Here is a 25,195-nt window from a genome sequence, read left to right on the forward strand (position 1 = left end):
CCTCCGACCAAGAGTGAAACTTCATGGGCTACATAGACAGATTGTAATCGATAAAATCGAAATTGAAATAAATGCTAACAACTATGGTGAATTAATCAAACATCATGTAAATTTAATTGGTTTTGAACAACAACAATATGTTGCATATCTACTTCCTTATCAAAGAGTAAACATACATATTATTTTCAACCGTGCCACAGGAAGCCAAGGAAACTTAATTGACATTAGTTTCCCTAAATATAGTATGTGGAATTCAGAATATAAAGTTAAACTCTCTTACGAGGCAATTATCAATGAATATTACAGAGCAGAAAAACAACAACTTGAGTATAGAAGAGATATTGAACGGAAAGTTAGACGACTTATTGAATATTCTGAAAAAGTCACAAACTACGACCTGCAACTCGACAACGCTATTAATAGAATTAACCAAATTCTTAGAAAAATGGCATAAAACTTGTGAGGATATTAATGTACAGCACCAACAAATCAATCAAGAAATATTTATAGCAAAAGAAAAACTAACATCAATGGAAGTTAAAATATCCAGACTAGATGACAAGCTAGAAGCAATGTTAAAAATTATTGCTAACCAAAGCGAACAACTAAGCGAAATAAATCAAAATTTCAAAAATAGCCAAATAGAACTAAGTCAAAACAAACATCAAAATGGAAATTCAACCTCTCTATCACTTGAAGAGGTTAAATTTTTTATTTAATAAAACTACCTCAGCTTCAGCCCGATTTCATAAAAAATTACCCATTTCAAAGTAAGATATGTTTGACCCTAGACAAACTCAAGTTAATGAATCATATTTAAATACAGCTGATACTGCAATTAAAACAAGTCGGGAATTAAGTAAAACCCTCATCAATGCACTTACTCAGATAACTAAAGTAATTCTCGAAAAACTCAAAGAAGCTCAAGAAGCAAGTAAAATTGCAGTTGAAGTTGGCAAAGACATTTACAATCTTGTACCTGATGAATCTACCCCTGGTGCGTATAAATGGGAAAAGGTAGATTTAACCAGCCAAAGTATAAAAAGCAATCAAGAAACTAATATTGTGTTCATGCCCGATCTATTAATAGAAGGTCAATACACAATAGAAACTGAACCTTTTACAGACTATCAAGCACAAAGAATTGCTGCCAGATTATTAGAAGATATACCCAACTTAAATAGTGATTATCAGCAAACAGGTGAGATCGCTCTGAAAATTACAGCTTATCTGGAGTCAGAGGGTTCAGAAAAACAAATCGTTATCTACGAACAAAATAGCGAAGGTAAATGTACAACTAATCTCGTCAATGAAATACTTACCCCAGATGAAATAATAGATGTAGCAAGTGAACCACTGATTAAGCTACTACCTCCATCTGCTGAAATTATTGAAAATTCTGAAGATACAAAAGAGTTATTATCTGATCATGAAAATTTCACTGCTATAGAAGTAAATCCACTGTTAGATGATAGTCAGCTGACTATAAATAAGTTACTACAAGATGAAAACAGCGAAAACAGTTCGCCCATAACTCAAGAAATAAACTCATCTGTTGAAATAGAAGCAGATGAGAGTTTTGAAGATGATGTGGTCAATAATCTTCAAGAAGAAATCGCACAGTCCAAAGAAACTCTTCAAATCAGAGAGATAGTTGTTAGTAACTACCAATCTCAAGATAAAACTGAAGGAGAGGTAAACGAAAATGCAACTCGCAATCAGTTTTTTGCACAAGAGCCAGAGGAGCTAGAAACTAATAATCGAAACAAATATGCACCTGAATTTATCTATCAAGAAGTAGCTAACTCCCAATGTGTAGAGCCAGCAGCGCAACAGTGGGCGCGTCAGGTTGAAGTACCTATCTATCAAATTAATAATAAACAAGCGCGGGAGAAACGCTACAACGGGGAAAATAAAGACATTGCTGAAACCGCGATCGCAATGTTAAAAAAATACGGCACTCTTGAACAAGATGGGTCACGTATTTACCGTAGCGATACATTTGTGATTCGCCAAGAGGGAGACACTGTTAGCATTTACCGTCGCAGTGATGAACTCTTTGGGTGGGAAAACTCCTTAATGGATTTTAAACTCAACAAAAAAGAGGAACCCAAAATAACGAAAAAACCTACAGAGATGTTACCTGTTGAACGTCAGGAGTTTCTGATAGTGGCAGAGTACTTGGGCGACAATGGCAAGCTCCCTGACCTCAACAATGCTGATATCCGTGATGTAGCAAATAGCTTGGGAAGTCTTGCACCTGTCGGCACGATTAAAACGCTGGAAGTATTCAAACAAAATGAGATGTTGCACACTCTCAATAATGTCCTCATCCAGGCTGATAAGGAAGAACTTACAGTAGGTGAATTTACCATCAAGCGATCGCGCGACCCCGAAAACAATCGAGCTAGCCTGCAATTATTTAAAACTACTGAAGAGAAAGGTACTCAGGAACTTGTCCGGTTTGACCTAACTAAAACCGAAGTTGGGATTACTAAAGAAGTTAGTAAGATGAATATCTCTGACTACGACATCAACCAAATTAAGTTTATTGCCCAGAACGCCAGCAAACTCAACTTGGAACAAATCTTTGGTAACGAACAATCTACCCCCGCAGCCGCAGCCGCACCCAAAGAACGAGTCATACAAGCAGCTGGCGATCTGCCTGTCAAAGTTCACCCATATATCGCTGAGGAATGGGCGAACATGGTCAAGCATGGTAGCCCTGACTGGGGAAAGGCAATAAACCAGGGTAATGAAGAGATTCTTCAACGGATAAATGAGAATGACGGCAAGTTACCAATTGCCGACCAGAGGGAAATGTACTTCAAGATTTTAAACCATAAGACAAATGAAGCTGAAAAGAAAGGAGAAACAGTCGTCGATTTTGTTCCCCTCAAAGACATTATGAGCGACTTACAACAATGGCGAGGGGAAGAAATTCGGCAGCAATATACCCCAACTGAACACATACCCTCCCCTCAACGGCAAACTGTTGCGGCTGCACCTAAAAGCAAGTCGAGAGAAGTTGAATTGTAAATTAACTATCACCAGGTTGTCTAGCACCAAGTTTGCAAAGTCGCATTGAAAATATAAAAACTTTGGTTGAGAATTTATCCCAATTCGCACGAATTACGAAATTTCAAAAGCTTATAAAGTAAGCTTTTCACTAATTTTGAATTATTAGTCTCTTTACTTAAATCAGCAACGCGATTAAAACAAAAATTACTACGTAAAGCTCACGCAGATACTCAATGTAGTATCTCAAACAAAAAACTAAGAAGTGAGCTTAACATCCGAATTAAAAAATAGAAACTCACCTATCAGGAGATGGTTTGACTCTAGACTCAACAAGACAGTCATCAAGATGATTACTAACCATAACCAGCTATTAGAAAATCAAGAAATTATCAGACCAGTTGATGGTGTAGATTTCCCCTTAGTAGGAAATGCGATCGCCAAAGCCCTTGCCAAGTATTTAGGAAACATCTATGAAGACCAAACATGGTTTACTAATTGTCTTGCTCAGGTTGGAGCAAAAGCCCTCAAAATAGAATATGCCTTCGATTATTGCATTAAAAATTCAAATTCACTTGAAGAAGAAGCTCTAAAGTGTATGCTCTTGGGTGCATTAGAAAATTATGCTCGTAGCCGTAATATTCATGAGATTATTCAACCTTTTCTACAAGGAGAAAAAACCCTTAAAATTGAACCAGAATATTTCAAAAAATGGCTTCCTAGTATCCAAGATACATCTCAAATCATCGGTATTTTACCCCGTACCTGGCAAACAGTAGCTAATCAAGTAAGTGGGAATATTACCTGCAATGCTTCATACCCTTTAAGTCAATATCTTGGAGGTGCTGATTGCCAGATAATTGCTGGAAATACTCTCATTGATGTACGAACAACTGCCAAAAAGCGTCCCTTCTCTCTAGAGAATTTTTACCAACAAATAAGTTATGTCCTGCTTGATAACAATGATACTTATAGTATCAATCAACTGGTCTGGTTTTACAGCCGCCAACAGTCGCTATTCTTCTATCCTACTGACAAAATATTCCGCGACTTGCAAGCAACAAGAGAAGAATTTAAGAAGATGATTCTTGATAACTATCACACAAATAGGCTAGCGGAACAAAACAAGTGTTTATATCTTCCCCAGTAAGGATAAAAATATGATTCAAGACTTTAAACTCAATCCTAGTTTCAATATCCACTTCGATGCTATGGAGTATCACGCAAAATTCACTTTGATGATGCTTTTGAAACTGAAGGAGAAGAAATTGCAGCAAGTGATATTAGCACTCTTGCTACAAAAGTATCTAACTGTTGGCGGCAGTATCTTCTAAATATTGCAAATAAATACAGACAGTAATCTACTAGTTAGCCTTCTCCAAGCAGAGGGTTAACTTAACGAATGTAAATCAACTTTTACTCGTTTAAATACTATGAAATTAGGTTTCTATCCAGTATTGGGTAAGAGCGATTTTGTTAGAAGCAAGGGTAAAAAAATCCCAATCTGGCAGTTGCTTGAGTATCAGCCGGTGGGCTGGCTATACTCACTCGCAATCAAGGCAGAAATTGTTCCAGATAGTCCTATTATTCATGACTGTGGGGCATTTAACTACCGTGACCAAGATATCCCCACTCTAAACGGTAAATATGTTGATGCCCACTGGTCTATTCATAGATATCGAGAACGCTCAAAGGTCGGCGATATTATTGTTTGTCCCGACCATTTACTTGTTGGAGAAAATATCAGGGAACGGCAAGAATACAACCTTAAACAAGCAGAAACATTTATCCAACTTGCTAAAAGTTATCTTCCCAACAGAATACCCCTAGCAGTCATCCACGGGCAGTCTCTCAGTGAACGCCTCGAAGTAGCAAAATATTTTCTGGGACTGGGATACCGCCATCTCGGCATCGGTGGGCTTGTTTCCCAGGCGAGAGAGTATTCGATTAACTTACACATTATCAAAACAATCACTGACGTTGTGCGATCGCTAATTGACTCGGAACGAGTATTGTCGAAGGCGGGCGTTTCGCCATCGCTAATTGACTCGGAACGAGTATTGCCGAAAGCGGATGCGATGCCTGCGGCGGGCGTAGCCATCGCACGATTGCACGAACCAAATGCTCACTTGCACGTTTTTGGATTATGCTCGCCCCAGTATGCCAAAGCTTTTATTCAGATGGGACTATCCTTTGATGGTTCAACTTTTATCCGAGAAGCACTAGGCGGTGGGATGTTCGTCAGCTATGAGGAAAAATTAATTCGGATGCCAGCCTACTGCACGCCAGAGTGCAACTGTCATGTTTGCAGGGTTCTCAACCGACATAGGATTGACCCTCGGCTGACAAACAAAGGACGGACGCATACTATGGGAAGAATCGCCCACAACCTCAATCTGGTGATCAGCACCTACAGAAAGTTCACTCCCAAGGAAAAAATTTACCTGATTGCAGGATGTGGCAAGCAGCTTACCTACCCTGCTGCCGCCAAAGACTTATATTATTCCCAGCACTTTCAAGCGTGCCGTCGCTACGTAGAAGGACAAGACTCAAGATGGTATATCTTGTCACCATTACATCAAGTTATTAACCCAGAAACAATCATCAAACCCTACGACAAATCCCCCTATTCCTTATCTCATCAGGAACGCATACTATGGGCACGACAAGTAGCAGAAAGCCTCATACAAGTTGCGTCCCCGGAAATAGAGTTTGTATTCTTGACGGGCAAGCTTTACAGACAGGAGGTAACACCCATTTTACAAACAAAGGGATACGAGACAAAAGTACCAATGCAGCACCTAGCCATTGGACAGCAACTTGCCTGGATAAAGAAGGAACTGGAGCAAGAAAAACAGCTTGTTTTAGATATATAACCCAGCAGTAATAGCACCCAAATAATTTATGGAGACTATAAAACGAGTAATTAATATAAGTGAAAAATTCGGTAGCTGGATTGTACTAAATAAACAAGGAAAGCAAGTATTATGCCAGTGTGATTGTGGAACCCAAAAACTTATCTACAGTCACACCCTTACCAATGGTCGATCAACTAATTGCGGTTGTAAAAAAAGAAAAGAATCCATCCCAGTTGGGGCAAACTTTGGGAGACTACAAGTTATATCCGATGTAGAAGTTAAGGGGAAAAGGGGTGAATTACTACTCCTTACCCTATGCAGCTGCGGAACCCAAAAGTATATCAGTAAAAATAGCTTAAAAAGAGGGCTTACACAAAGCTGCGGATGCTTGCAGCGCGAAACCCTCAAGAGCGATAAAACTGTCCACGGCCACTGCAAAAGCCACGAGTATAACTCCTGGTTACACATCAAGCGCATCTGCTATAACAAAAACCACCATCAGTACAAGTATCATGGCGGGTGCGGAATTGAAGTCGATGCATCCTGGCGCGATAACTTTACCCAGTTCTTAAAAGATATGGGAGTAGCACCCGAAGGAACAGTCATAGCACGTATTGACCTAGAGAGTGACTTTGCTCCCGGAAATTGTCAATGGATACCCAGAAAAGAGCATTACCGTCAAATACATTTCTTAAGAAGAAAAGAATTGTTCATTTCTCAAACTTTACCCAAACCAGTTGTTACAAATTGTGAGATAAATGTTTCACCAAATATTATTCGCGCAATTGTCAAAGCTCATGCAAATGGTGAAGCCAATATGAATAAACTTGCTACACAATATCAAATTAGCACTCAAGACGCAATAAATATTATCCTTCACCACGCTTAAATGATAAATTTATTTTTAATAAAAGTGCGTTATCGATTAAGATGGCGCACTTTTTATTTTCAATAATTTATTTAATATTTTAAATAAAAATTAATCTGTTCATAGATTAATCACCACAGTTATTACACACCTTGTAAAGGTAGTTGTTAGGAGTAATTCAGCAATCAATAAAATCCAAAGTATTTTACCTGAGCATGAATTTGAGTGCACATGGTTAATAATGGCGATTTTTAACTAAGTGTTCATACAAATACGAATCATTCTCTAGCTAGAAAATAGAGCTAAATTTTCTACCACAGACGAAATTATCAACTAGCTAGGCAAGCAAAACCTCAAGTCAAAATCATAAAAATTGTACATGATAATACACAACGGCTCTTACATCTGGTTTCACGCAGGACAAACTACAAGATGGGGAACTATAAATGCAATTAAAGCATTGCCATACCTAATGATTGCATACCAAATCGACGGACAATGGTACAGTGACCCCGATTTTTTACCACCCAAAAATCTAGAAGTAAAACCAACAATCCCTATAAGTTCAGCAATTATACACATACCAAAAACAACAGTTGAGCTACAACCAATTGTTCAATTATGTGCGGGATTTAGAAACAGAAAAGTTCACAGTCTTTGGGTAGTTAATGCTCCAGAGCAAGTATTGAAACATATCTTAGAGTGCAAGCAATGGGACAGTATATCACCCAAACAACTATTAGAAACTCTGTATGAATTAATTCTTTATGGCTACGAAGTCAAAATACTTCCCGCCAAAAATGAAACCATATCCCCAATCGAATGGATGGAATAGTAATGACTAATAGCAACCAACAACTCACACTTTACTATCCTTGTGTAGTCCAAATTTTAGATCAGTTTGTACAAACAATATCAGTTGAGTTTTGGATATACAATCCAATAAGCGAAAAATGGAATTTGGTAGTCTTGAAAGATGGTGATAGCAGCAGCATATCGGGTTATACATATGCGACAGCACCACGTAAAATGGCATACCTCAATGAAGAATATCTATCAATAGAAGCCTTTTTGCAAGCCAAAAAAGAAGAAGGTGTAGACTATCCCATTCGACATAAAAGAACTTATCTGACAGTTAAGGGTGCTGCATCTCACAAACTATTCTGGACATGGACAAATCCTCAGACCAATAAAATTGAACGCATCCATTGGCATCCTTTAGCTATGAAAGTAAAGGCAAGTGAAGATGACCGAACTGACTACTCAAATATAACTCCAGTCAAGATTGTAAATGGCAAATTAATTACACTTGAAAAGGAGAATTTACCATCAAATAGAGCAGCTTTTTCGGAGTTTATTGCAGACAGGGAAGAAAACCTCCGCCTTGCACTTGAAGCCCTAAAATCACCCAATCCTGATGCAGCCCTTGAACTGCTAGCCATCATGGAAGAAATATCCAAAGACTGCTTCTACGCCAGTTGGATTATGGGCAATGGATACAATTTAGAATCAATTCTTAAATTATGGGATGGCACTAGCAACGTCAGCTACGGCGGTGGGGAAATCACACAGCAACAGTTAGCACTAATGCGCGTTCTTTCTGAACTATCCCAAGGTTGGTGGTTTTGGGATGAAGATCAGGATACTGGCGTAATTTTCCAAAGTTATACTTACAGGGGAATCGCCTGATTATTTGGGCTGGGAGTATTGCGATCGCTGTACACGATCGGGAATGCGCTTACAATTAACAGTAGCGCATTTTTTATACTCAATATACAGAAGGTTATGCTTCAATTGGTACAAGTTTCTCCGTAGCGATCGCTTGGGTTAAAAGCGGCTCATCAAATCTAAGCGCGTAACTTTCTGTAAGGATGCTTACTTCACCCCGGATACAGAAGAAGGCCGCCTTAGCCTGTTCGCTCTTTGCGCGTGGTTAGACCTTTGGGGTGGACGATGGAAGTGGACAGACTTCCATAGCTTGAATCAAGCCGTGTTCAAGGGTGAATCGATGGCCTACGTGCTGATCGGCAAGAACTGCGTAAGCTTTGTCACGCACGACCTGATGCACATCGACCAAAATGCGCCCGCCCTCCTCCAAGTAAAAGGAAATCGGCTCGACGTGTCCATTGATCTCGCTCCATTGCTCCGTCCAGTAAGCGCGAACTTCTTGAGGCCCACGGACAAAACCGCCTTTGAACGCTCTCGGCCAAACCACGTCCGGAGTCATGAGGACAAGGGCAGCGTCAATGTCTCGCGCGTTGAAGGCTGCGTACGCCGCACGGAGCAGTTCGATTTCTGATGCTCTTTGATCTGACATAAGCGGTATGGTGAAGCAGATGCAGTAAGGACTAATCTAATAATTTATTGTACAGAGTTTAGCTGAAGCTTTTTTTATCGACACTATCATGCCTGATGTCAGGTTTATTTCGAGGATTTCTCGTTTTTAATTCTTCTATTGTAAGGAAGGTTGTTTTATATCACATTCAACACTTCAAAATGTATTATCTATATTTTCAATAAAAATTCCTAATAATATTCAGGTTATACTTACAACTCCATATCGCAATTCCGAGTTGGAGAAAATTGATATTGCCTTTGTCTTGCAGCCGCTATTTCAAAAGAGGTATCAAATTCAGTAACCTTTGTTCCAAGTTTTAATTCCTCGTATAAAGGCACACCATCACCGTCATTATCACTAAGAAGAATCTTGGTCATGATATGAGCCGGGGCAACTTGCGCGAGGCGATTTACTACATTAGCAACAAACTCGTTAGAGGCTTCGCAGCCATTAAGGAATGTAATCAAAGCATCAGCAGTAGCCTCAGTCATCTTAGCTGGATTTTTTACCCCCGCTTCCAGAATAAAGTCATCGTAAATAGCTTTCTCGCTATCAGTAAAATTTTCCTTGCAAGCTTGTTGGATAATTAATTCAGCCTGCTGTTGTTGATTTAAAATTGTCATAGTAGTTTTTAGATATTGTTAAAGGAGTAACAGATATGACACATTATGTTTGCGATTTGTATGGCAATACAAACTGGAAGATTCCAGTAGAAGAAGTCGCCGCTAGAACATTCAATACAGAACAAGAAGCACAACAATGGTTCCAAGAGAAGTGTTCTGATAACAGTATTGAATTTAGTGGCTTCCATGACACTGAACGCTACGTCACTAACTGGGTTTCCTGCAACGGCCAAGAAGTTGGTGAAATCACCAAACGCCCTACCTAATTCCAACAAATCCTATTAGAAATTAAGAAAATTGTTTGTACCAGACAATTTTCTCCATTAAATTTAACGCCATATTAAATGACCCTTATAGACGGACAGTTAATACGAGAACATGTAAAGCAAGAATGTCAAAAATACAAATCCATATTTCAAGCGTCTCAAAAAGAAGTAGCAATCATCAGATTTGAGGCTTCAGAAAATGCCAGCAATGAATTAAGAGCTAGATATGAAGCAGCCAAAATCTCAGCAGAACAAAAAGTAGCAACGTTCAACGCTATTGGCATTACTCCCAATTATATTGTGCTGTCACCTAATATCGCAGTAGAGCAATTTGACAACATTATCCAATCCATTAATGAAGATAGCAAGGTAACTGCTGCTATTGTTCAATATCCAATTCCAGCGAAGTTTACAAGCTCAATTGGGCTATTAGAGCCACAAAAAGATATAGATATCGTCCGCAGGCAAAGCAACAATTTCTTTGAAAGTTGTGCAACTGCTGAAGGAATCGCCAGAATTGTTGAATCCTACGCACAAAGGGATTCCAATGTTGCAGTTGTCGGCGGAGGTGGCTTTGTGGGCAATGGTGTCATCAAATATTTAGAAGCAAGTAGAATCAGCTGTTTCTGTTTGGAAGACGGCGATGACCTGACTAGAACTCAAGAAGCTGACATTGTAGTATCAGTCACCGGAAGACGAGGAATTTTCACGGACTATGTACTCCCCTCTCATCGCTTGGTTGTCGATGGTGGCTTTACACCTACTGCTTCTGGTGCTGCTGGCGATGTAGACCGCAGTGCTTACAGAATCCCCCAGAACATTACGCCCGTCCCTGGAGGTGTTGGCCCAATAGAAATGGCAATTTTAGCAGAACGTTTGGTAAAAATGGATTTGGGCATAGAACTTGGGAAATGGGACTATCAGCAATTACAGCAAGAACAGATGCAACGCGCTACTATAATTGCCCCCATAGCTAGAGTGTTCTTCGCACAGCAAGCAACTGCCTATCCTCAATCCATTCGCACAGAAAAAGAAAACCTATTTGTCTTGGAAGGTAGTAACTACCAGATCAGCTTCAATAGCACCACGCAAAGTTTAACTGTTGCCAGAACCAATGAAAAGCTAACGCTAATTCGACTCACTCTTGCAAGTAATCAAATAGAAACCGCCAGGGGTATAACAAACGAGGATATAGCAAGATGGCAGCAAATTCAAACTGCGATCGATTCAACAATAACGCAATCAACTGATAGAGGTATAGAGCTTTGAGACTATCAATCATTACTGCAACCTACAATAGACCTATGCAGCTTGCATCTACTGCACTGCCAAGCATTCAAGGTCAAACTGACCGCAATTTCGAGTGGATCGTCATCAATGATGGCGCTAATCCTGATACCAAAGATATCATCAACAGCATTAAGGCAAGAGCTGATTTTCCCATCAGTTACATTGAAATGGAACACCCATTACCGAGCAGTGGCTTTGGCTTGTGCTACGCTCGTAACCTGGGACTAGATGCAGCTGGTGGTGACATTGTTTCATACCTGGACGATGACAACAGCATTGCTCCTGAATTTGTTGCCTCAATGCGGCAGTACTTTGAACAACATCCCAATGTCCAATACAGCATGGCAAGACAGCAGCGCCGCCGCGATGTCATCCACAATGGTAGTGTTGTTCGCCAAGGTAAATCGTTTGTTTCGCCTAGCAATTGCTGCTCCTTACAGCAGCTTCTATGGCAACAAGAGATATTCGACAGCAATGGTTTCGTCCACTACCGAAGCAATGCTCCTAGATGGAACCCCCAGTTTCAAGTATTCGCAGACTATGAGTATTTGCTGCAATGTGCTTGCATCTGGGGTGAAGGTGGCTTTGGTCTCAATAACAGCATTCTTGTTAACTATATTCAGTCTTCTATCGGTATTATTGGTAGTTCCAACTATGAGCAATGGGCAACTGAGCTATCGCTGATTGTCAGTAACCAAGCAAACTATTTCATCCTTCAGGACAATGCTGTTGAACCCTTAGAGCAGCTTGTAAACACTTATATTACTAAAGGCAAAATCTCATTAACGCCAAAAGCTTTTGCCCTTCTTTAAATCTAAAGAAGCTTGTCAACAGCGCTGAATCTAGCCTGAAGTAAAGAGTCAGGAGGCAATACGGTTCAGTTAAGGCTAAAACTCTTTGTCAAAGTCAACTTTTTTAACGTAGACGCGGAGCGGCTTGCCGCAGGGGAAACAGAGAGAAGAGAAAAAATGCTTAACCCAAGCGTATTGGGGTTGATTGGGTAAGTTGAGCTACTAAAATGGCTTGGCTGAAAAATCCTAGACAATTGCTCTTGCAGCATCACCCCTCATACCCTACTAAATACTCCTGAACTAAAGAAAATAAAGCGATTGCCATCTGTTCAAATTTATCGCCGTCTGGATAGGGGCAAGGTACAGCCAAGTTTTTGTCATTTTGCCAGTGCTTATTGTATGGTTCTGGGTCTAATGGTGCGTAGATGAAAGTTAGCACCTGATTGCGCCACCAGCCACTTAACTGAATTAGTCTCTTTCCTGGCAACAAGTAAAAGTTAAAACTAGGATAGTAATTATTTTTGTGGAGAGGATCATAATCAATCAAACTATTTTGAAAGTAAGCTTCAAAATAAATAGCGTCTGATGAGCGATTGTAGACTCTTCCCTTCTCCTCGATAGGAGATACTTTAAAACGTAGCCAAGGGAAATGCGCTTGAGCTATTTTTATTGCCGCGAGTTCAAATTCGATGGGAATAATAACGTTATTCATTTTCTCCTTTTTGCTTTAATAACAATTTAGAAAATTTCGATTTATTCCTAACGTTTATCTTAGGGTAATATAATCTAAAAATAAGATAATTTTGCTAAAATTTAACTGATTTTTAAGTATCCTAATAATTGAAAACATCTAATTAAATATGCCTAAAATTCAGGAGAAAGATTGTTGGTTATTTATAGACTGCAAAGTGATGACGGGTGAACTACCAGAGAACTGCCCTAATCACGAAGTATGTAAAGCGTTAGGTTTGCCACCTCAAAATAGAATGTGTGGCATTCCTTATCAAATGTGGCTTCTTAAAATAGATCAGTTATTTAAAGTATCTACACTGGAAGTGCTTAAATCGTTAGACAGTGAAGCAAAAGAAGCAGGTTACAGTGCAGCAACTAATATTTGTTACAGTTATAAAGACTATTGTTTAACTGTTGGTAGAGATGAGTTTGGTTTTAGCCTTGATATTCCAGCCGAAGCAAGAGCTTTAGGCTTTGCTGAAGCCGAAAAAATGCCATATCAATATCGACGTGGTAAATTAGAAGTGATTAACCAAGGATGCCATTATCCGAAAAAATTTCAAGATGCAGGATGGTACAATCCTATAGAATTGCCTTATTGCTATAAAGCTTGTGATCAAGTGACAACGTTATTTGTGAATTTTGATATTATACATCCAGAGTATAATGAATTGAAAGCATCAGGTTGGCATCCACCTGTTTCATTAGATGTGAAAAAGTATTATGAACTGTATGGGCATGAATATTGGTATTAATTAATATTCAAAAACTTTAAGCCGCTTCTATATGAGACCTGCGCGTAGCAAGATCCCCTCAAGGTACGCCAACGCGTCTATGTTCAGAAAATTGACCTTGACAAAGAATTTTAGCCTTAACCCAAGCATATTGCACCATAACTTAGCAATACTCAAGTCGGGTTCTATAGCTAATATGGCAATAACAAAAACCACTACTTTTGACTAACGCCTACTTGCTAAAACAACAAGTAGGTAACTTTTTATGACCCAGCTTGAATGGTTACAAGCAAATAAACAGGTTTATTCTAAAGAACATGGTGTTATCCATATCGCCGCCATCATCGAGAAAAATCTTTACTTCAAAAAGGGAAGTGTAAATCAAATTATTTTTGACTGGGAGCAGGAGGTAAATAGCGGTAATTTATTACCTCTTAATCAAGCACCAACAGGTAAAAGTATTCTGTACCAAGAAATAGCAGCTATTCTTGATGGCTCAGGAAAAGTACAGAATTGTGATGTAATTCCGGCTCAAGAAGCTAAACTTTGTCCTATACCAGATGATATTCACCCTCTAGTTAAACTTGCCTTAAGTAAGTCAGGAATTACCCAACTATATTCTCATCAAGTCGAAGCATGGGAGGCTTACAAAAAAGGGGAAGATATCATTCTCCAAACTCCTACCAGTAGTGGTAAAAGTATCTCCTTTTTAATTCCAATCGTTCACGAGTGCCTAAAAGGTAAATCAGCTTTAGTATTCTTTAACTTGAAAGCACTTGCATTTGATCAGGTAGAGAAAATTCGCTCGTTTGTTAGCCACCTAGATGAAGAAATTCGCCCCCAAGTTCTCAATATAAATGGTGATATTCCTCCCCAGGAGCGCAAACAACTTTACAGCCATCAACCCTCGATTTTATGCGTGACACCCGATGTATGGAACCACGAACTGAACAACTATCAGTTTGATTCAAACTGGGGATTTAGGGAAACAATCAGAAAAATTTCAATCATAGTCTGTGATGAAGCGCATTTCTATCAAGGCATATTCGGTTCACACTTTGCCCTACTTAATCGGCGAACTCAATTAATGATAGAATCTGCTGGCAATAATATTTCTAAATTGCAGTACATATTCGCTTCTGCAACAATTAGTAACAGCAGCGAAATTGCCCAGAAGATATCCAATCGAGTAGAACAAAGCAACCTTGCTATTATCGACCAAAGTGGGGCAAAACGCTCGGAGATTACTTTCCTTAGCCTCAAAGCACGAAACAATACTCTTTACCAAACTGCCCAAGTTGCAGCTATGCTTGTAAGTAAAGGAATAGTCGGGATTTGTTTCTGCGATAGTAGAGAACTGGTAAAGGTTTTAACTAATGCCATTCGTAAAGCTTTAGTGGAGATGCAATTACCTCACTTGGGAGAAAGCATCTCAGCATTTTATGGCAGTATGAAGGCAAATCAGCGTAACAAAATTATTGCAGATATACAGGGCGGGAAGGTCAAGTTCATTATATCCACGAGTGCTTTAGAAGCGGGTCTGGATATAGGGTCTATCGATGCAACTATCGTACATAGTTACCCAGGCTCAATTCTTGCCTTTCGCCAAAGGGCGGGGCGTGCAGGCAGGCAAGAAGCAGGGCTATTGGTATTTATCCCGTCGAAAAGGTCGATTATGGATTCTTACTACGCCAATCACCCGGAACGCCTCTTATCTGACCCTCCAGAAATTATCAACTTTAACCACAATTATGAAACAATTTTGGAGCAGCACATTCTCGCCTGTTGCAAAGAAAGTAAACCGACACAAGCTCAAATTGCTCGACATTTTAGTACTTCTGGCGATGCGATTGCACGACAGCTAATCGGTAATAATCAACTGATTTTCAGTTATAACCAAAGACTGACAACTAATCGAAACCTTGGTTATGTCCACTCAAAAATTAAATTCAGAGGTAACACTGACCAAAACATCAGTTATATCAATCAAGATAGCGCGGAAGAGTTTGAGGAAAGTTCGGCATCATCTGCACTACGAGAAGTTTACCCTGGTGCTATATATCTTGCTCAAGACTTTGACGGCAACCCCGTACAGTATAAATCACAAGAGCTAAACTTAACCGACGGGAAAGCAATTCTCAAGCCAATTGAGGCAACCAATCTATTTAGTCGTCCCGAAGGAAACCTAAATTTCGAGGAAATCAAAATTGTAGGGGAAGCCAAAATTATCAATCTTTCCCAAGGGGCAGCTAGATTTACACCTGTTTCAGCCAAAATCAAAGAAGAAATTTACGGGTACAACTTGTACAGGCTGGAACAAAAATGGACTTGCACTAATAACAGATGTCGCAACTTCAATTTAAATTTACCCGGACACATACAAACTTGTCCTGCTTGCAGTACCCAACTTATTGAACGAGAATTTGTCGAACTATTGGAGGAAAATAAATACAAGGAAGCATTTGCTCTTAACTACAATACATTCTGCGTTAGGGTTGAAATTAACGCTGATGCCAGAAAATATTTTTCAGCTATCGTCAAAAATCTCCGAAAAGAGATACTCAACAAACAGAAATATATTTCCAATGAAGAGAAACAGCTATTTGAAAGCAATGAAACTCAGATTTGCGTTCATACTCTCGCGCACCAACTCATGCTCAGTTTACCACTTGTCGAACATGGAGCAAACAGTCGAGATATCGATTTCATGTTAATCGAAGTACCATCAAATCATAACATAGTAGGCTATTTCTTCGATACATGCGAACACGGTACAGGTATGTGCGATACTCTCATCAAGTATTTAGAAACCGCTTTTATTAAGGCAAAGTTTCTAGTAGATAATTGCCCTTGCAAATACGGTTGCTCATCTTGTACAACAATTCAACGCTGCCCTGATGATAACAAAGCACTGTTTAAATCAGTTGGGCTATCTCTACTGGAGGAAATAATCAATCCTACAAAAACAAGAACCATTAATCAATAATTAAGATGATCCTACCCATCTTGGGTAGGATTATTTTTTCAGTAATTAAACCACATACATCGCTTACGCACAAGATTTATGAAAATTTGTGATAATAAGCAATGTATATTGAACTATTAGCGGATTCAAGTCAAAACCCTAAACGGTTTCAAATTCTCCATGCACCAACATATCTCCTCCTAGAAACAGATTTTAAGTTAGGAGATTTTGTTGAGTCTAATAGCATCGATTTTATTATCAATCATGCTGTAAATCTAGGATATGAAGTAAAAATATCCCATCCCAAAGAGCAAGACAATGAAAAATATACTCTCCCTCAAATCAGTGACGAGCTTGCTGATTTGATGATTAATTATCCATCAGACTTAAAATTGCGAACTAATGGGATGGTTTTTGAACAAAGGGCATATTTAATGTCTAAAGTTTACGATGAAGTATGCCAAAATCTAGAATCAAAAGCTCTCTTAAAAGAAGCCGAGTATTGGCTAATAAATTACGCACGAGAGGTAATTGCCAAACAATGCCATTACTTACCAGATATCCTGATTAAATTAGATAACCCGGTTGTTAGAGCAATGGCAATAGATACACTCATGCTCTGGCAGCCAGACTGGAAAAAAGCTATCTCCCAATATACAGGAAGCAGATTTGAAGCTGGTAATAATGAGTTTGAGATTATCAGCTACTATCATAATCAAGAAAAAAAGGGTAGGGACGGGATAATGGTACTGTGCAAGGTAACAAAAACCATGAATAATTATCTTGAATTTCCTACGTTTCCCTTCAATACAAACTGTACTCTTGGAACTTATCAAGTCGAAAATGCTCTGAACCAAAGGTTGGCTTAAAACAGAAATCAGAAGCTAAAATATCACTCATGAGCAACCAACAAATCAATTATTTAATAACAGGCATCTGCACGTTTCATTGGAATGCTGACTTTCATAAATTCTGTGAAGTTTGCAACTTTGATCCCAATCATGCTTACTCAAAGGAGAAATGGCAGCAGTGGCAACAATTTGTATCCGGTATCAAAGCGTTTGACCAAAATACCCTTGCCAAGCTAGTTGAAGCAGGCCATCAGTTAGCACCGTAATCATAATATCAAACCACCACACTCACTAACGCAGCTGTGCATGAATTATCGAAATAATTAGCCACATGAATTCATGCACGCCCAAATCCGTCATTTGGTATCTTCGCTTGACAACTTACCCGAAGAATGGCGAATCGTCCCTACCTTTGGTAAACGTCCTCTAGGGAAAGAATGGGAAAAAAATACCTACTCTCCCAGAGAACTACAAGCCGAACTCGTCCGCCGCCGCCTAAAAGTTTGGACAAATAACAGATTGATCACCCCCACTGGTGTAGCCTTGGTATGCGGTTCTAATCATCCCCAAGGATATTTAGTAGCTATTGATTGCGACGGCGAAACCTCCTGGCGACAAATTATTCAAATTAACGAACATACAGAACCAGAAGAACTCAACCAGATAATACCCGCCGAAGCAACCGATACTCCTATGGAGTCGTTACACAATCGCGCTCAAAAATACCTTCCTCCCACAATTGCATTTACCTCTGGGAGGAAATATCGGAGCCAGCGCTTATACCTCATCCCAAATTCAAAAGCTTGGGAAGTAAAATCTCGCAAAATCAAAACTGGGAAGGATGAACATCTGGAATTTCGAGGCAAAAATCTAGCCTCAATCCTTCCCCCTTCCTTTCACCCAGAGGGCAGAAATTACAGATGGCTTCCTGGCTGTAGTCCATCTGAGCGCCAAATAGAAATAGCCCCCGACTGGGTAATTGCTCAGATGCTTGCCAAACAGGAGAAAGCAAGAAAGTTTAACCTACCCCAAGAAAAATATAACCGCAGATATGGGGTAGACAGATACGCTCATTTAATTCCCTCAATCGAGACAAATATCCAGACTGCACTTGTACTACTCGAAGTCATACACCCTCGATTTGCAGATGATTACCACTCGTGGATTCAAGTCGGGATGGCACTTCATAGTGTCAGTCCCATTTTATTTAAAGCATGGGACACTTGGAGCCAACTTTCTCCTAAGTACAAATCAGGCGAATGCGCCTACAAATGGCAGTCTTTTAACAAGACAGGTATTACTATCCGCACCTTATTTAGATTAGCCAATCTCTCTTAATCATGAGCAGTCAAATATCACCTGACCAGAATGTAACTAACGTTGAAAACAGTTATAGCAGTAGAGATTTTAATCCTGATATTCAGGAGAATAGCGATTTAGAAGAAACATTAGATGAATTAGTAAACACTGAAGTTATAAACCAAGATTCATCTACCGAGATAGATTTAGACAATTCTGACACAAAAGCCACCTTAATAACCATTCAACTAATACCAAATTCTGAAACAGTAATTGTCTCAATTGGAATCAAAGGCGCACCTCCAATTATCAAGACAATGAACCTTGCTGAGATAACATCTCATCCTGTCATAAATAACTTGCTACAGGATTTAGAAAAATCTCTCCCAGAGATGTTAGATATCTACAAGCAAAGGATAGAAAAGCAGACTATACATCAGAATCGACAGGAACAATCAAGACAAGTACAAAAGCGTAACCTGTCTGAAGATAAAGACAAAACACCCGCGCCTAACAACCAACTGTCACTATTTTAATTACCATGAAGTACATTGCGATTATCGAAGGACAAGAAATTCCTCTTGATGAGGCGATCGCCCAAGATGACAATACCCTCAAAACAGCCATTAGCGTCTACTTTCCAGAATATGCTAATGCCGAAATTGAACGACAAACAACTGATGATACAGTTTCAATTCGTCTGGTAAAAAAAGCAGGTACTAAGGGAAGTCAATTCTCTGAATTGAAAAATAGTTCTGAAGAAATAAATCCTGCACTAAAGTTAGGGTGGCAGATAAAGCTTCTGGAGATAAAAAATCAAATTAGTCTCGAAAATTTAATTACCCTACAACCTGAGATAGAAAAAGCTATCAAGCTCGGTCAAAATTGGGAAACCTACATCGAAAAAGTAACTCGAAGCCTTAAGCATCAACCTGCTGCCACGAGTAAATATCCCGTACTGTAATAACAAATTTATAGCCGCTATGAGTTATGGCGGCTGATTAATTATGCTTGCGAACATACAATCATTCAAAATACCCATTACTTGTTTAACAGCAATTATCTACCTAGAAAATCTCTCCGAACGAGTAAATTTTTTAAGTCTGTATCAAAAAATATTCCCAGAACAATGGCTAGAATCAACCATTACTATTGATAAACAATCACATCCAACAAGTGCCTACATAGATAGAGAAATTGAATTTATTCAATTGGTGAATGATCATCTATTCCCAATAGAATATATCGATGATATTGAGTCTAGTTCCGAATATAATAGTATTCCTGTCTCACCACAAAGAGTTGAGTGGTGGTATGAAGATTTTGAGGAACTAGAATACTCAGAAAAGTTCCTACTGTCGTTGATGGGGCAAGGGTACAATATAAGTCAATGGGAACTAAATTTTGGTTTTACTCCTGATTATATTGCTCTAGCAGAAGGAATTTACTTCAATAAACTTGTCAAGCTATGCCGTCGTTACAAAAGTCCTCTTCACTATTTAGATACAGCCATACGAATTATAGATTACTCGACTGAAAATATCTGGCTAGATGTTACGTGTGAAACAAGCGATTGGCTGGAATGGACTTATGAGAATATCATGTTTCTCAATCAAAAGTGGAAAGAAGCCGTCTCGATGATGGAAAAATCAAATAAGCTTACCCACTTTCTAGAAACATCCCTTCCTGCTCGAAAAGCAGCAGTCAAAATTTGGAATCAAGCATCAAAAGCATGAATGTAGATACAAATATATTACCAAGAATTAACTTAGAAAGTATATCGCAAATTCTGCTTGCAAATATTCCCCAAGATGAGTTAGTAGCGCAGTTAGTTATCCTCAAAGGACAGTTTATTTTAGTCGAACACGAAGGCAAAAAATCTAAGTACAAATTTCTTTCTCCTGAAGCAGTAGAGAAAGCCTTCACAAGTAAAACTGCTACATCTGGATGGCTTTCTAGCAACACGATTTGGTGGGGTAAAAATCCAGAGGGAGAGGCAATTATTCAGTTTTACTCACCCCAAAAATATCAAATTCAAATTATGGGACAGGAAACGAAAGTAATTACTGTCCCCATGCCTGCATTTTTGTTGGCTGGATGCGGTAATAGATATTACCTATGGGCAGTTAAAGGGAGGGTATTTAAACCAGACGCGCAACTGTACAAGCCACCTCTACCTAACGTTTGGGACGACTCTGGTATTTGTTTTGGGGAAAATTCTCCCGGTATATGCAGTGCTGCAACCATAAGCCAAGTTTGGGATCTGTTCTGGAAATCACCCTTTAATAAGGACTTATCTCAAGGCAAGTCAAAAACTCATCCCGATAATATCTGCAATCAGCTAATCAAATTACACGAATCTAAAGCTAAATCCTACCCTTCAAGTGACCTTGTTCCCGTTCATAGCTGGAAAGTCACAACCCCAGAAGACATTATCCATCATTTGTTCAGTTAGACATGAATGCCTTTATTGGTTATCACTTCGCTACAAGTAATAATTTTCCTCCCTACAGCCAAAAACTCCAAGAATACTGGCTGGCAGCAAATGGGCTTTTCTTGCGATCGCACCGCCGCGAGTTAGAGGTTTGCTTGCAACTAACTCAAACTCAAGTTGCTGGACTCCAACCCCTTGAACCCTACTTTCGCCTGAAAGTCCCAAAAGTCCCAAGCCTTGTAATTGCTGATATTATCAATGCTGCTAGTATCAACCCCCAACAGGAAATCCTATTCTACTTGGGAGTGACAAACAACCAATGGTGGTGTCACACGCCACTGCAAACTGCGTCTTCTACTCACGTCCTATCTTTAGAAAGCGCACTCGATAAAAGCTATACAGATGGATTAGTGGAAATACATAGTCATGGGACTCTAGCTGCTTACCCTTCAAGTGCGGACAATCAGGAAGAAAAAGGCAAATTTCGAGTGTTCGCTATCATCGGCACACTGAATACCATTCCCACAATCTATACCCGCATTGGGATATACAATCACTTTTTCGACATCAACCCTAATCACATATTTGAACTTCCGCCACAGGTAAAATGCTCGAATTAACTGCTTACCAACAAGCTTTACCCGTCTTACCTCGCAATCATACCCGTATCAACTTCATCCTAGTGGGAGCAGGAGGAACAGGGGGGTTTCTTGCAGAAGACTTATGTCGAATTATCCTGCAACTCCAGCGCACGGGGAAAGAAATCAACTTTACGATCGTCGATGGCGATACTGTCGAACTTAAGAATATCACCCACCAAAATTATCAACAAGCTGAAATTGGACTAACAAAGGTAGAAACACTGGTTGCAAGATGCAGCGCCAAGTATGGAATTGAGATTACAGCCATTTGCGACTGGTTTGAAGAAGACATGATTCGCACCGCAAGTTGGTGGAACACCCTAACGGTAATTATTGGTTGTGTAGATAACAGCGCCGCCAGGAGAAAAATTCACTCAGTTCTCAAACTGAACAGTGCAAATGAGCCAGCATCGCTATTTTGGCTGGATTGTGGAAACAGCAACCACTCCGGCCAAGTAGTAGTTGGAACGCACTCTAATTTTGATATAGTTCAAGCTGCCAATAACCCAGACAAACCTAAATTCTGGTTGCATCTTCCCTCTCCGGCGCTGGTTCACCCGGAATTGTTAGTTCCTCAACTGGAAGAACTCACTGACAATAACCTCTCATGTGCGGAAATTCAAGCACGAAATTATCAGTCGCTATTTGTCAATAAAATGACGAGTGCGATCGCAGCCCAGTACTTACTAGAATTAACCCTTACCGGGGGGTTGAAAAAGTTCGCCAGTTATTTTGACCTCAAAGCAATGTCAACTCGAAGTTTATACGCAAGTATCGACAATCTGAAAAAATACTATATACCGTAGAGAAATTACCACAAATAGCTCACGCATATTTATCCCAAAAAAGAAATTTGGGATAGATTTTTATGAATCGATTCAATCACAAAACACTTGAGCTAGCCGAACATCATCCAGAGTGTTTATCGACGAGAAATTATTCTAATCTCACTGTAAAAAGTGAATCCGAAGTTGCTGGAGGTCAGTTTCATCTCGTCATGCAACAAATTGGGTTAGGGCTAGCAGTCGAACCTTTCTTAAAGGAATACCCCCAAATTAATAACTGGGTCGATAAGGTAAAACCTTTTATAAACATCCTTGGAAACAAACAATGGAGTGCCCAAATTCAATATTTATACCACGATATCCTTCTCTATAGCGAGTGCGACCTTATTATCTATGGTGAAAATCAAGTAGTTGGGTTTGACTGGACAATTCAAAAACCTCCTAAATTTGAAATTCTTGAAAGCAAGTGGCAAACCCAATTGAGATTATTTCTCCTTCACGAACGAACTGGAATGCCATTAGAACAAATTAGCCTAGTTTACTTGTTCATCAACACTGATAGCATCTACCAGTTTACTTACTCTGAAAAGAAACATTTGGCTTTCAAAGAACGGCTAGAAGAAACACTCGCTCCTTTTATAGGAGACAACAATGAAAAGAAACATTTAGCTGACAAAATAACTCCTCAAGAAGCACATGATAAATGGCTGGCAAGAGAAATATCAACTACGGAATATTTAGCAGCAATTCCTGAAGTGGAATTATGAATCCAACAGAATTAAATATCACCAAAATCGAACTCACTTCTAACGGTGGTTGGACGCTCAATATTCTCTCACGTCGAGTAGCAACTATTACTGATCCCTTGGGAAACCGGAAAACCAGCTATTTCGGGTTCGATACCAAAGAACAAGCCGAAAAGTTTAGAGATTGGCTTCTCCGAAAAAACAAATGTAGTAGTGCAGTTATCCGTCACTCCGAACGATTAGCTACTGAATGGGAGGTAAAAACTTGGAATGTACCAACCTCCCTAATTCTTAAATGCGCCGTTAAAGATTTAAAGGAATCTAGCAATGCAACTATCTCTACTGAATCTGTCCTATAACGAGGATAACTCATCACTAGATATTTTCAATATTCCTAACTTAGAAAAAGCAGAAACTCTCCGCAAGCTAGCTACCTCAATGCAGTCAAATATTGACCAAAAGAAAAATCCTGCTATTGGGAATCAAAGGGCAACCAAGCGCCGTAAAACTATAGCTCAAGGGATAATCCAAGAAGGAATTGAACTTGAGATTATCCAGTCTTGGTTATTTGCGATCGCACAAATGTGGGAAATAGGAAATATTCCACCAATACTACGCGGTATATCTCGCAAATCACAGGTGGAAGTGCTATTTAGGATTTCTCAAAGTGGAGAACCTAGCCAGAAAGTCCAAGAAATACTAGAAGGCGAATATTACCAAGACTGGGTAAAATCTCTCAGTCGCGCGGGGTTAAATACATCAGGCGAAATCATATCAGCAATAACAGAAATTCAACAGGTAGTAAAACCTGAAGCAATTGATACTACCAAGCAACGACTAAACAAGCTTGAGTTAGAAATCATTGGCATGAAATCTGGAGATTTCTTCCCTACTCCCAAACCAGTCTGTCAGCGACTTGTTCAACTGGCAGATATTGAAGCAAATTGGCGAATTTTAGAGCCTAGCGCTGGTAGCGGAAATATTGCTGAGTATATCACTAATACCTACCCTAATATTCAACTAGAGGTAGTTGAGGTGAATTACAACCTACGACAAATTTTAGAACTCAAAGGATTTAATCTCGTAGGGAAAAACTTTCTGGAGTTTAACCCCAGTCATTTATACAATGCCTGTATCATGAATCCTCCATTTTGCGAACTTGTTGAGCATATCTATCAAGCTTGGAAGTTAATTATATCAGGTGGTGTATTAGTTTCAGTCGTCCCTGAATCGGTTTTCTTCAACCGGAAGTATCAAAGCTTTAAAGAGTGGCTACAGAGCAATAATAGCTATGTCGAATTGGTAGATAAAGATGCCTTCTTGAGTTCAAATAACCCTACAAATGTCGCTACTAGAATCGTCAAAATTATTAAACCATAGTGTACTACAAGCGCATGGCGTACTGCCAAATTGAGCAAACTAGGTATGTCACATACATCTTCCCTAAATGGGGAAAGTATACGAGATACAAAACCCTTACACAGCAAGAATTAGAACTAGCAGTTACTAAGTGCAAGCTTGCTGGTTGGAAAGTCACTAATGTCACCAAACTTACTAATAAAATGCTTGAAATTAGACCCCAACGAACAAGGAGATAAATATGGCAATTGAAACTATTGCTTCCTACAGATTTATTCCTGGTAAAGATAGTCACATAACAACTTATGGCGCACCTGAAGAACAAACAGTTGCAATACACAATTCAAGCACAACATCTGTGTCACTGACTTTCACAACTGAAAATACATCTGTTCTTAGACAAATTATCATCAATCTTCAGCAAATATATCAGACACTTTTAAACACCAAAACTGGAATTATTCAGGAAGACACTTACATGAACAACTTTACCGAATTAAAGAAAGAGTGCATTGAGAACAGCACTGTGAGAGGGTTTACCTCGGGAGCATCCCAGTTTTTTGCAAAGAAGGCGAAAATCAGTCAGGATAAGTAGGA

At 39.3% G+C, this 25,195-nt stretch carries 30 protein-coding genes; 27 read left to right on the forward strand and 3 right to left on the reverse strand.

Annotated elements, in window-relative coordinates:
- The first annotated feature begins 293 nt into the window (after positions 1–293).
- The 9 genes from ACM0OY_RS26940 (at position 294) to ACM0OY_RS26980 (ending at position 8,433) form a co-directional block, all read left to right on the forward strand.
- Positions 294–719: a hypothetical protein gene (locus tag ACM0OY_RS26940; protein WP_414571856.1), complete on the forward strand. Its 426-nt coding sequence runs from the start codon at positions 294–296 to the stop codon at positions 717–719.
- Between the two features lie 58 nt (positions 720–777).
- A complete protein-coding gene (locus tag ACM0OY_RS26945) occupies positions 778–3,039 on the forward strand; it encodes a hypothetical protein (protein WP_414571857.1) in 2,262 nt (753 codons plus the stop codon).
- A gap of 328 nt (positions 3,040–3,367) precedes the next feature.
- Positions 3,368–4,168, forward strand: a complete 801-nt coding sequence (locus ACM0OY_RS26950) for a hypothetical protein (protein WP_414571858.1) — start codon at positions 3,368–3,370, stop codon at positions 4,166–4,168.
- Positions 4,169–4,178: 10 nt separating this feature from the next.
- Positions 4,179–4,352 (forward strand): hypothetical protein, encoded by a 174-nt coding sequence (locus ACM0OY_RS26955; RefSeq protein ID WP_414571859.1) that lies wholly within the window; start codon positions 4,179–4,181, stop codon positions 4,350–4,352.
- Positions 4,353–4,451: 99 nt separating this feature from the next.
- The gene (locus tag ACM0OY_RS26960; protein ID WP_414571860.1) at positions 4,452–5,894 is read left to right on the forward strand and encodes a DUF6884 domain-containing protein; all 1,443 of its coding nucleotides are present in this window, start codon (positions 4,452–4,454) and stop codon (positions 5,892–5,894) included.
- 125 nt (positions 5,895–6,019) lie between these two features.
- A complete protein-coding gene (locus ACM0OY_RS26965) occupies positions 6,020–6,151 on the forward strand; it encodes a hypothetical protein (RefSeq protein WP_414571861.1) in 132 nt (43 codons plus the stop codon).
- 113 nt (positions 6,152–6,264) lie between these two features.
- The gene (locus tag ACM0OY_RS26970) at positions 6,265–6,765 is read left to right on the forward strand and encodes a hypothetical protein (protein ID WP_242062816.1); all 501 of its coding nucleotides are present in this window, start codon (positions 6,265–6,267) and stop codon (positions 6,763–6,765) included.
- 451 nt (positions 6,766–7,216) lie between these two features.
- Positions 7,217–7,579, forward strand: a complete 363-nt coding sequence (locus ACM0OY_RS26975; protein ID WP_414571862.1) for a hypothetical protein — start codon at positions 7,217–7,219, stop codon at positions 7,577–7,579.
- Between the two features lie 2 nt (positions 7,580–7,581).
- Positions 7,582–8,433 (forward strand): hypothetical protein, encoded by an 852-nt coding sequence (locus tag ACM0OY_RS26980; protein ID WP_414571863.1) that lies wholly within the window; start codon positions 7,582–7,584, stop codon positions 8,431–8,433.
- Positions 8,434–8,677: 244 nt separating this feature from the next.
- On the opposite strand, the gene ACM0OY_RS26985 is transcribed toward ACM0OY_RS26980, so the two are convergent.
- Positions 8,678–9,061, reverse strand: coding sequence for a nuclear transport factor 2 family protein (locus ACM0OY_RS26985; RefSeq protein WP_414571864.1), 384 nt, complete (start codon positions 9,059–9,061; stop codon positions 8,678–8,680).
- 230 nt (positions 9,062–9,291) lie between these two features.
- Positions 9,292–9,705 carry a hypothetical protein gene (locus tag ACM0OY_RS26990; protein ID WP_414571865.1) on the reverse strand — a complete coding sequence of 138 codons (414 nt, stop codon included), beginning with the start codon at positions 9,703–9,705 and terminating at the stop codon, positions 9,292–9,294.
- A 35-nt stretch (positions 9,706–9,740) separates the two neighbouring features.
- Between ACM0OY_RS26990 and ACM0OY_RS26995 the strand changes: the two genes are divergently transcribed.
- From ACM0OY_RS26995 to ACM0OY_RS27005, 3 genes are all read left to right on the forward strand, one after another.
- Positions 9,741–9,971, forward strand: a complete 231-nt coding sequence (locus ACM0OY_RS26995) for a hypothetical protein (protein ID WP_069072316.1) — start codon at positions 9,741–9,743, stop codon at positions 9,969–9,971.
- A gap of 78 nt (positions 9,972–10,049) precedes the next feature.
- The gene (locus tag ACM0OY_RS27000; RefSeq protein ID WP_414571866.1) at positions 10,050–11,240 is read left to right on the forward strand and encodes a tetrahydrofolate dehydrogenase/cyclohydrolase catalytic domain-containing protein; all 1,191 of its coding nucleotides are present in this window, start codon (positions 10,050–10,052) and stop codon (positions 11,238–11,240) included.
- The gene (locus ACM0OY_RS27005; protein WP_414571867.1) at positions 11,237–12,073 is read left to right on the forward strand and encodes a glycosyltransferase family 2 protein; all 837 of its coding nucleotides are present in this window, start codon (positions 11,237–11,239) and stop codon (positions 12,071–12,073) included. The genes ACM0OY_RS27000 and ACM0OY_RS27005 overlap by 4 nt, the downstream gene beginning before the upstream one ends.
- 247 nt (positions 12,074–12,320) lie before the next feature.
- Here ACM0OY_RS27005 and ACM0OY_RS27010 read toward each other — a convergent pair whose 3' ends face one another.
- On the reverse strand, positions 12,321–12,764 hold the full coding sequence (locus tag ACM0OY_RS27010) for a hypothetical protein (RefSeq protein ID WP_414571868.1): 444 nt from the start codon (positions 12,762–12,764) through the stop codon (positions 12,321–12,323).
- A gap of 148 nt (positions 12,765–12,912) precedes the next feature.
- On the opposite strand from ACM0OY_RS27010, the gene ACM0OY_RS27015 reads away from it, so the two are divergent.
- From ACM0OY_RS27015 to ACM0OY_RS27085, 15 genes are all read left to right on the forward strand, one after another.
- A complete protein-coding gene (locus ACM0OY_RS27015; RefSeq protein WP_414571869.1) occupies positions 12,913–13,539 on the forward strand; it encodes a hypothetical protein in 627 nt (208 codons plus the stop codon).
- Positions 13,540–13,783: 244 nt separating this feature from the next.
- On the forward strand, positions 13,784–16,504 hold the full coding sequence (locus ACM0OY_RS27020; protein ID WP_414571870.1) for a DEAD/DEAH box helicase: 2,721 nt from the start codon (positions 13,784–13,786) through the stop codon (positions 16,502–16,504).
- A 101-nt stretch (positions 16,505–16,605) separates the two neighbouring features.
- Positions 16,606–17,352, forward strand: a complete 747-nt coding sequence (locus ACM0OY_RS27025) for a hypothetical protein (protein ID WP_322641975.1) — start codon at positions 16,606–16,608, stop codon at positions 17,350–17,352.
- Positions 17,353–17,381: 29 nt separating this feature from the next.
- On the forward strand, positions 17,382–17,600 hold the full coding sequence (locus tag ACM0OY_RS27030) for a hypothetical protein (protein WP_414571871.1): 219 nt from the start codon (positions 17,382–17,384) through the stop codon (positions 17,598–17,600).
- 73 nt (positions 17,601–17,673) lie between these two features.
- Positions 17,674–18,672, forward strand: a complete 999-nt coding sequence (locus ACM0OY_RS27035; RefSeq protein WP_414571872.1) for a bifunctional DNA primase/polymerase — start codon at positions 17,674–17,676, stop codon at positions 18,670–18,672.
- Between the two features lie 2 nt (positions 18,673–18,674).
- On the forward strand, positions 18,675–19,169 hold the full coding sequence (locus ACM0OY_RS27040; protein ID WP_414571873.1) for a hypothetical protein: 495 nt from the start codon (positions 18,675–18,677) through the stop codon (positions 19,167–19,169).
- A 5-nt stretch (positions 19,170–19,174) separates the two neighbouring features.
- Entirely contained in the window at positions 19,175–19,597 is a 423-nt protein-coding gene (locus ACM0OY_RS27045) for a hypothetical protein (RefSeq protein WP_414571874.1), read from the forward strand.
- 43 nt (positions 19,598–19,640) lie between these two features.
- Complete coding sequence (locus ACM0OY_RS27050; RefSeq protein WP_414571875.1) at positions 19,641–20,369, forward strand: hypothetical protein; 729 nt, start codon at positions 19,641–19,643, stop codon at positions 20,367–20,369.
- Positions 20,366–21,088 carry a hypothetical protein gene (locus ACM0OY_RS27055; RefSeq protein ID WP_414571876.1) on the forward strand — a complete coding sequence of 241 codons (723 nt, stop codon included), beginning with the start codon at positions 20,366–20,368 and terminating at the stop codon, positions 21,086–21,088. Before ACM0OY_RS27050 ends, ACM0OY_RS27055 begins: the two co-directional genes overlap by 4 nt.
- Before the next feature lie 2 nt (positions 21,089–21,090).
- Positions 21,091–21,687, forward strand: a complete 597-nt coding sequence (locus ACM0OY_RS27060; RefSeq protein WP_414571877.1) for a Mov34/MPN/PAD-1 family protein — start codon at positions 21,091–21,093, stop codon at positions 21,685–21,687.
- Positions 21,675–22,514 carry a ThiF family adenylyltransferase gene (locus tag ACM0OY_RS27065; protein WP_414571878.1) on the forward strand — a complete coding sequence of 280 codons (840 nt, stop codon included), beginning with the start codon at positions 21,675–21,677 and terminating at the stop codon, positions 22,512–22,514. The genes ACM0OY_RS27060 and ACM0OY_RS27065 overlap by 13 nt, the downstream gene beginning before the upstream one ends.
- 62 nt (positions 22,515–22,576) lie before the next feature.
- A complete protein-coding gene (locus ACM0OY_RS27070) occupies positions 22,577–23,260 on the forward strand; it encodes a hypothetical protein (RefSeq protein WP_414571879.1) in 684 nt (227 codons plus the stop codon).
- Positions 23,257–23,598, forward strand: a complete 342-nt coding sequence (locus ACM0OY_RS27075; protein WP_414571880.1) for a hypothetical protein — start codon at positions 23,257–23,259, stop codon at positions 23,596–23,598. Before ACM0OY_RS27070 ends, ACM0OY_RS27075 begins: the two co-directional genes overlap by 4 nt.
- The gene (locus ACM0OY_RS27080) at positions 23,567–24,619 is read left to right on the forward strand and encodes an SAM-dependent DNA methyltransferase (protein WP_414571881.1); all 1,053 of its coding nucleotides are present in this window, start codon (positions 23,567–23,569) and stop codon (positions 24,617–24,619) included. Before ACM0OY_RS27075 ends, ACM0OY_RS27080 begins: the two co-directional genes overlap by 32 nt.
- 220 nt (positions 24,620–24,839) lie before the next feature.
- A complete protein-coding gene (locus tag ACM0OY_RS27085) occupies positions 24,840–25,193 on the forward strand; it encodes a hypothetical protein (RefSeq protein ID WP_414571882.1) in 354 nt (117 codons plus the stop codon).
- Positions 25,194–25,195 lie beyond the last annotated feature (2 nt).

Source organism: Nostoc sp. CCY 9925, from assembly GCF_963920935.1.
GTDB lineage: Bacteria > Cyanobacteriota > Cyanobacteriia > Cyanobacteriales > Nostocaceae > Nostoc.

Coding starts and splice junctions, on each gene's coding strand:
- ACM0OY_RS26940 (WP_414571856.1), top strand. CDS start 294: ATGAATATTACAGAGCAGAAAAACAACAACTTGAGTATAGAAGAGATA.
- ACM0OY_RS26945 (WP_414571857.1), top strand. CDS start 778: ATGTTTGACCCTAGACAAACTCAAGTTAATGAATCATATTTAAATACA.
- ACM0OY_RS26950 (WP_414571858.1), top strand. CDS start 3,368: ATGATTACTAACCATAACCAGCTATTAGAAAATCAAGAAATTATCAGA.
- ACM0OY_RS26955 (WP_414571859.1), top strand. CDS start 4,179: ATGATTCAAGACTTTAAACTCAATCCTAGTTTCAATATCCACTTCGAT.
- ACM0OY_RS26960 (WP_414571860.1), top strand. CDS start 4,452: ATGAAATTAGGTTTCTATCCAGTATTGGGTAAGAGCGATTTTGTTAGA.
- ACM0OY_RS26975 (WP_414571862.1), top strand. CDS start 7,217: ATGATTGCATACCAAATCGACGGACAATGGTACAGTGACCCCGATTTT.
- ACM0OY_RS26980 (WP_414571863.1), top strand. CDS start 7,582: ATGACTAATAGCAACCAACAACTCACACTTTACTATCCTTGTGTAGTC.
- ACM0OY_RS26985 (WP_414571864.1), bottom strand. CDS start 9,061: ATGTCAGATCAAAGAGCATCAGAAATCGAACTGCTCCGTGCGGCGTAC.
- ACM0OY_RS26990 (WP_414571865.1), bottom strand. CDS start 9,705: ATGACAATTTTAAATCAACAACAGCAGGCTGAATTAATTATCCAACAA.
- ACM0OY_RS26995 (WP_069072316.1), top strand. CDS start 9,741: ATGACACATTATGTTTGCGATTTGTATGGCAATACAAACTGGAAGATT.
- ACM0OY_RS27000 (WP_414571866.1), top strand. CDS start 10,050: ATGACCCTTATAGACGGACAGTTAATACGAGAACATGTAAAGCAAGAA.
- ACM0OY_RS27010 (WP_414571868.1), bottom strand. CDS start 12,764: ATGAATAACGTTATTATTCCCATCGAATTTGAACTCGCGGCAATAAAA.
- ACM0OY_RS27015 (WP_414571869.1), top strand. CDS start 12,913: ATGCCTAAAATTCAGGAGAAAGATTGTTGGTTATTTATAGACTGCAAA.
- ACM0OY_RS27020 (WP_414571870.1), top strand. CDS start 13,784: ATGACCCAGCTTGAATGGTTACAAGCAAATAAACAGGTTTATTCTAAA.
- ACM0OY_RS27025 (WP_322641975.1), top strand. CDS start 16,606: ATGTATATTGAACTATTAGCGGATTCAAGTCAAAACCCTAAACGGTTT.
- ACM0OY_RS27030 (WP_414571871.1), top strand. CDS start 17,382: ATGAGCAACCAACAAATCAATTATTTAATAACAGGCATCTGCACGTTT.
- ACM0OY_RS27035 (WP_414571872.1), top strand. CDS start 17,674: ATGCACGCCCAAATCCGTCATTTGGTATCTTCGCTTGACAACTTACCC.
- ACM0OY_RS27040 (WP_414571873.1), top strand. CDS start 18,675: ATGAGCAGTCAAATATCACCTGACCAGAATGTAACTAACGTTGAAAAC.
- ACM0OY_RS27045 (WP_414571874.1), top strand. CDS start 19,175: ATGAAGTACATTGCGATTATCGAAGGACAAGAAATTCCTCTTGATGAG.
- ACM0OY_RS27050 (WP_414571875.1), top strand. CDS start 19,641: ATGCTTGCGAACATACAATCATTCAAAATACCCATTACTTGTTTAACA.
- ACM0OY_RS27055 (WP_414571876.1), top strand. CDS start 20,366: ATGAATGTAGATACAAATATATTACCAAGAATTAACTTAGAAAGTATA.
- ACM0OY_RS27060 (WP_414571877.1), top strand. CDS start 21,091: ATGAATGCCTTTATTGGTTATCACTTCGCTACAAGTAATAATTTTCCT.
- ACM0OY_RS27065 (WP_414571878.1), top strand. CDS start 21,675: ATGCTCGAATTAACTGCTTACCAACAAGCTTTACCCGTCTTACCTCGC.
- ACM0OY_RS27070 (WP_414571879.1), top strand. CDS start 22,577: ATGAATCGATTCAATCACAAAACACTTGAGCTAGCCGAACATCATCCA.
- ACM0OY_RS27075 (WP_414571880.1), top strand. CDS start 23,257: ATGAATCCAACAGAATTAAATATCACCAAAATCGAACTCACTTCTAAC.
- ACM0OY_RS27080 (WP_414571881.1), top strand. CDS start 23,567: ATGCAACTATCTCTACTGAATCTGTCCTATAACGAGGATAACTCATCA.
- ACM0OY_RS27085 (WP_414571882.1), top strand. CDS start 24,840: ATGGCAATTGAAACTATTGCTTCCTACAGATTTATTCCTGGTAAAGAT.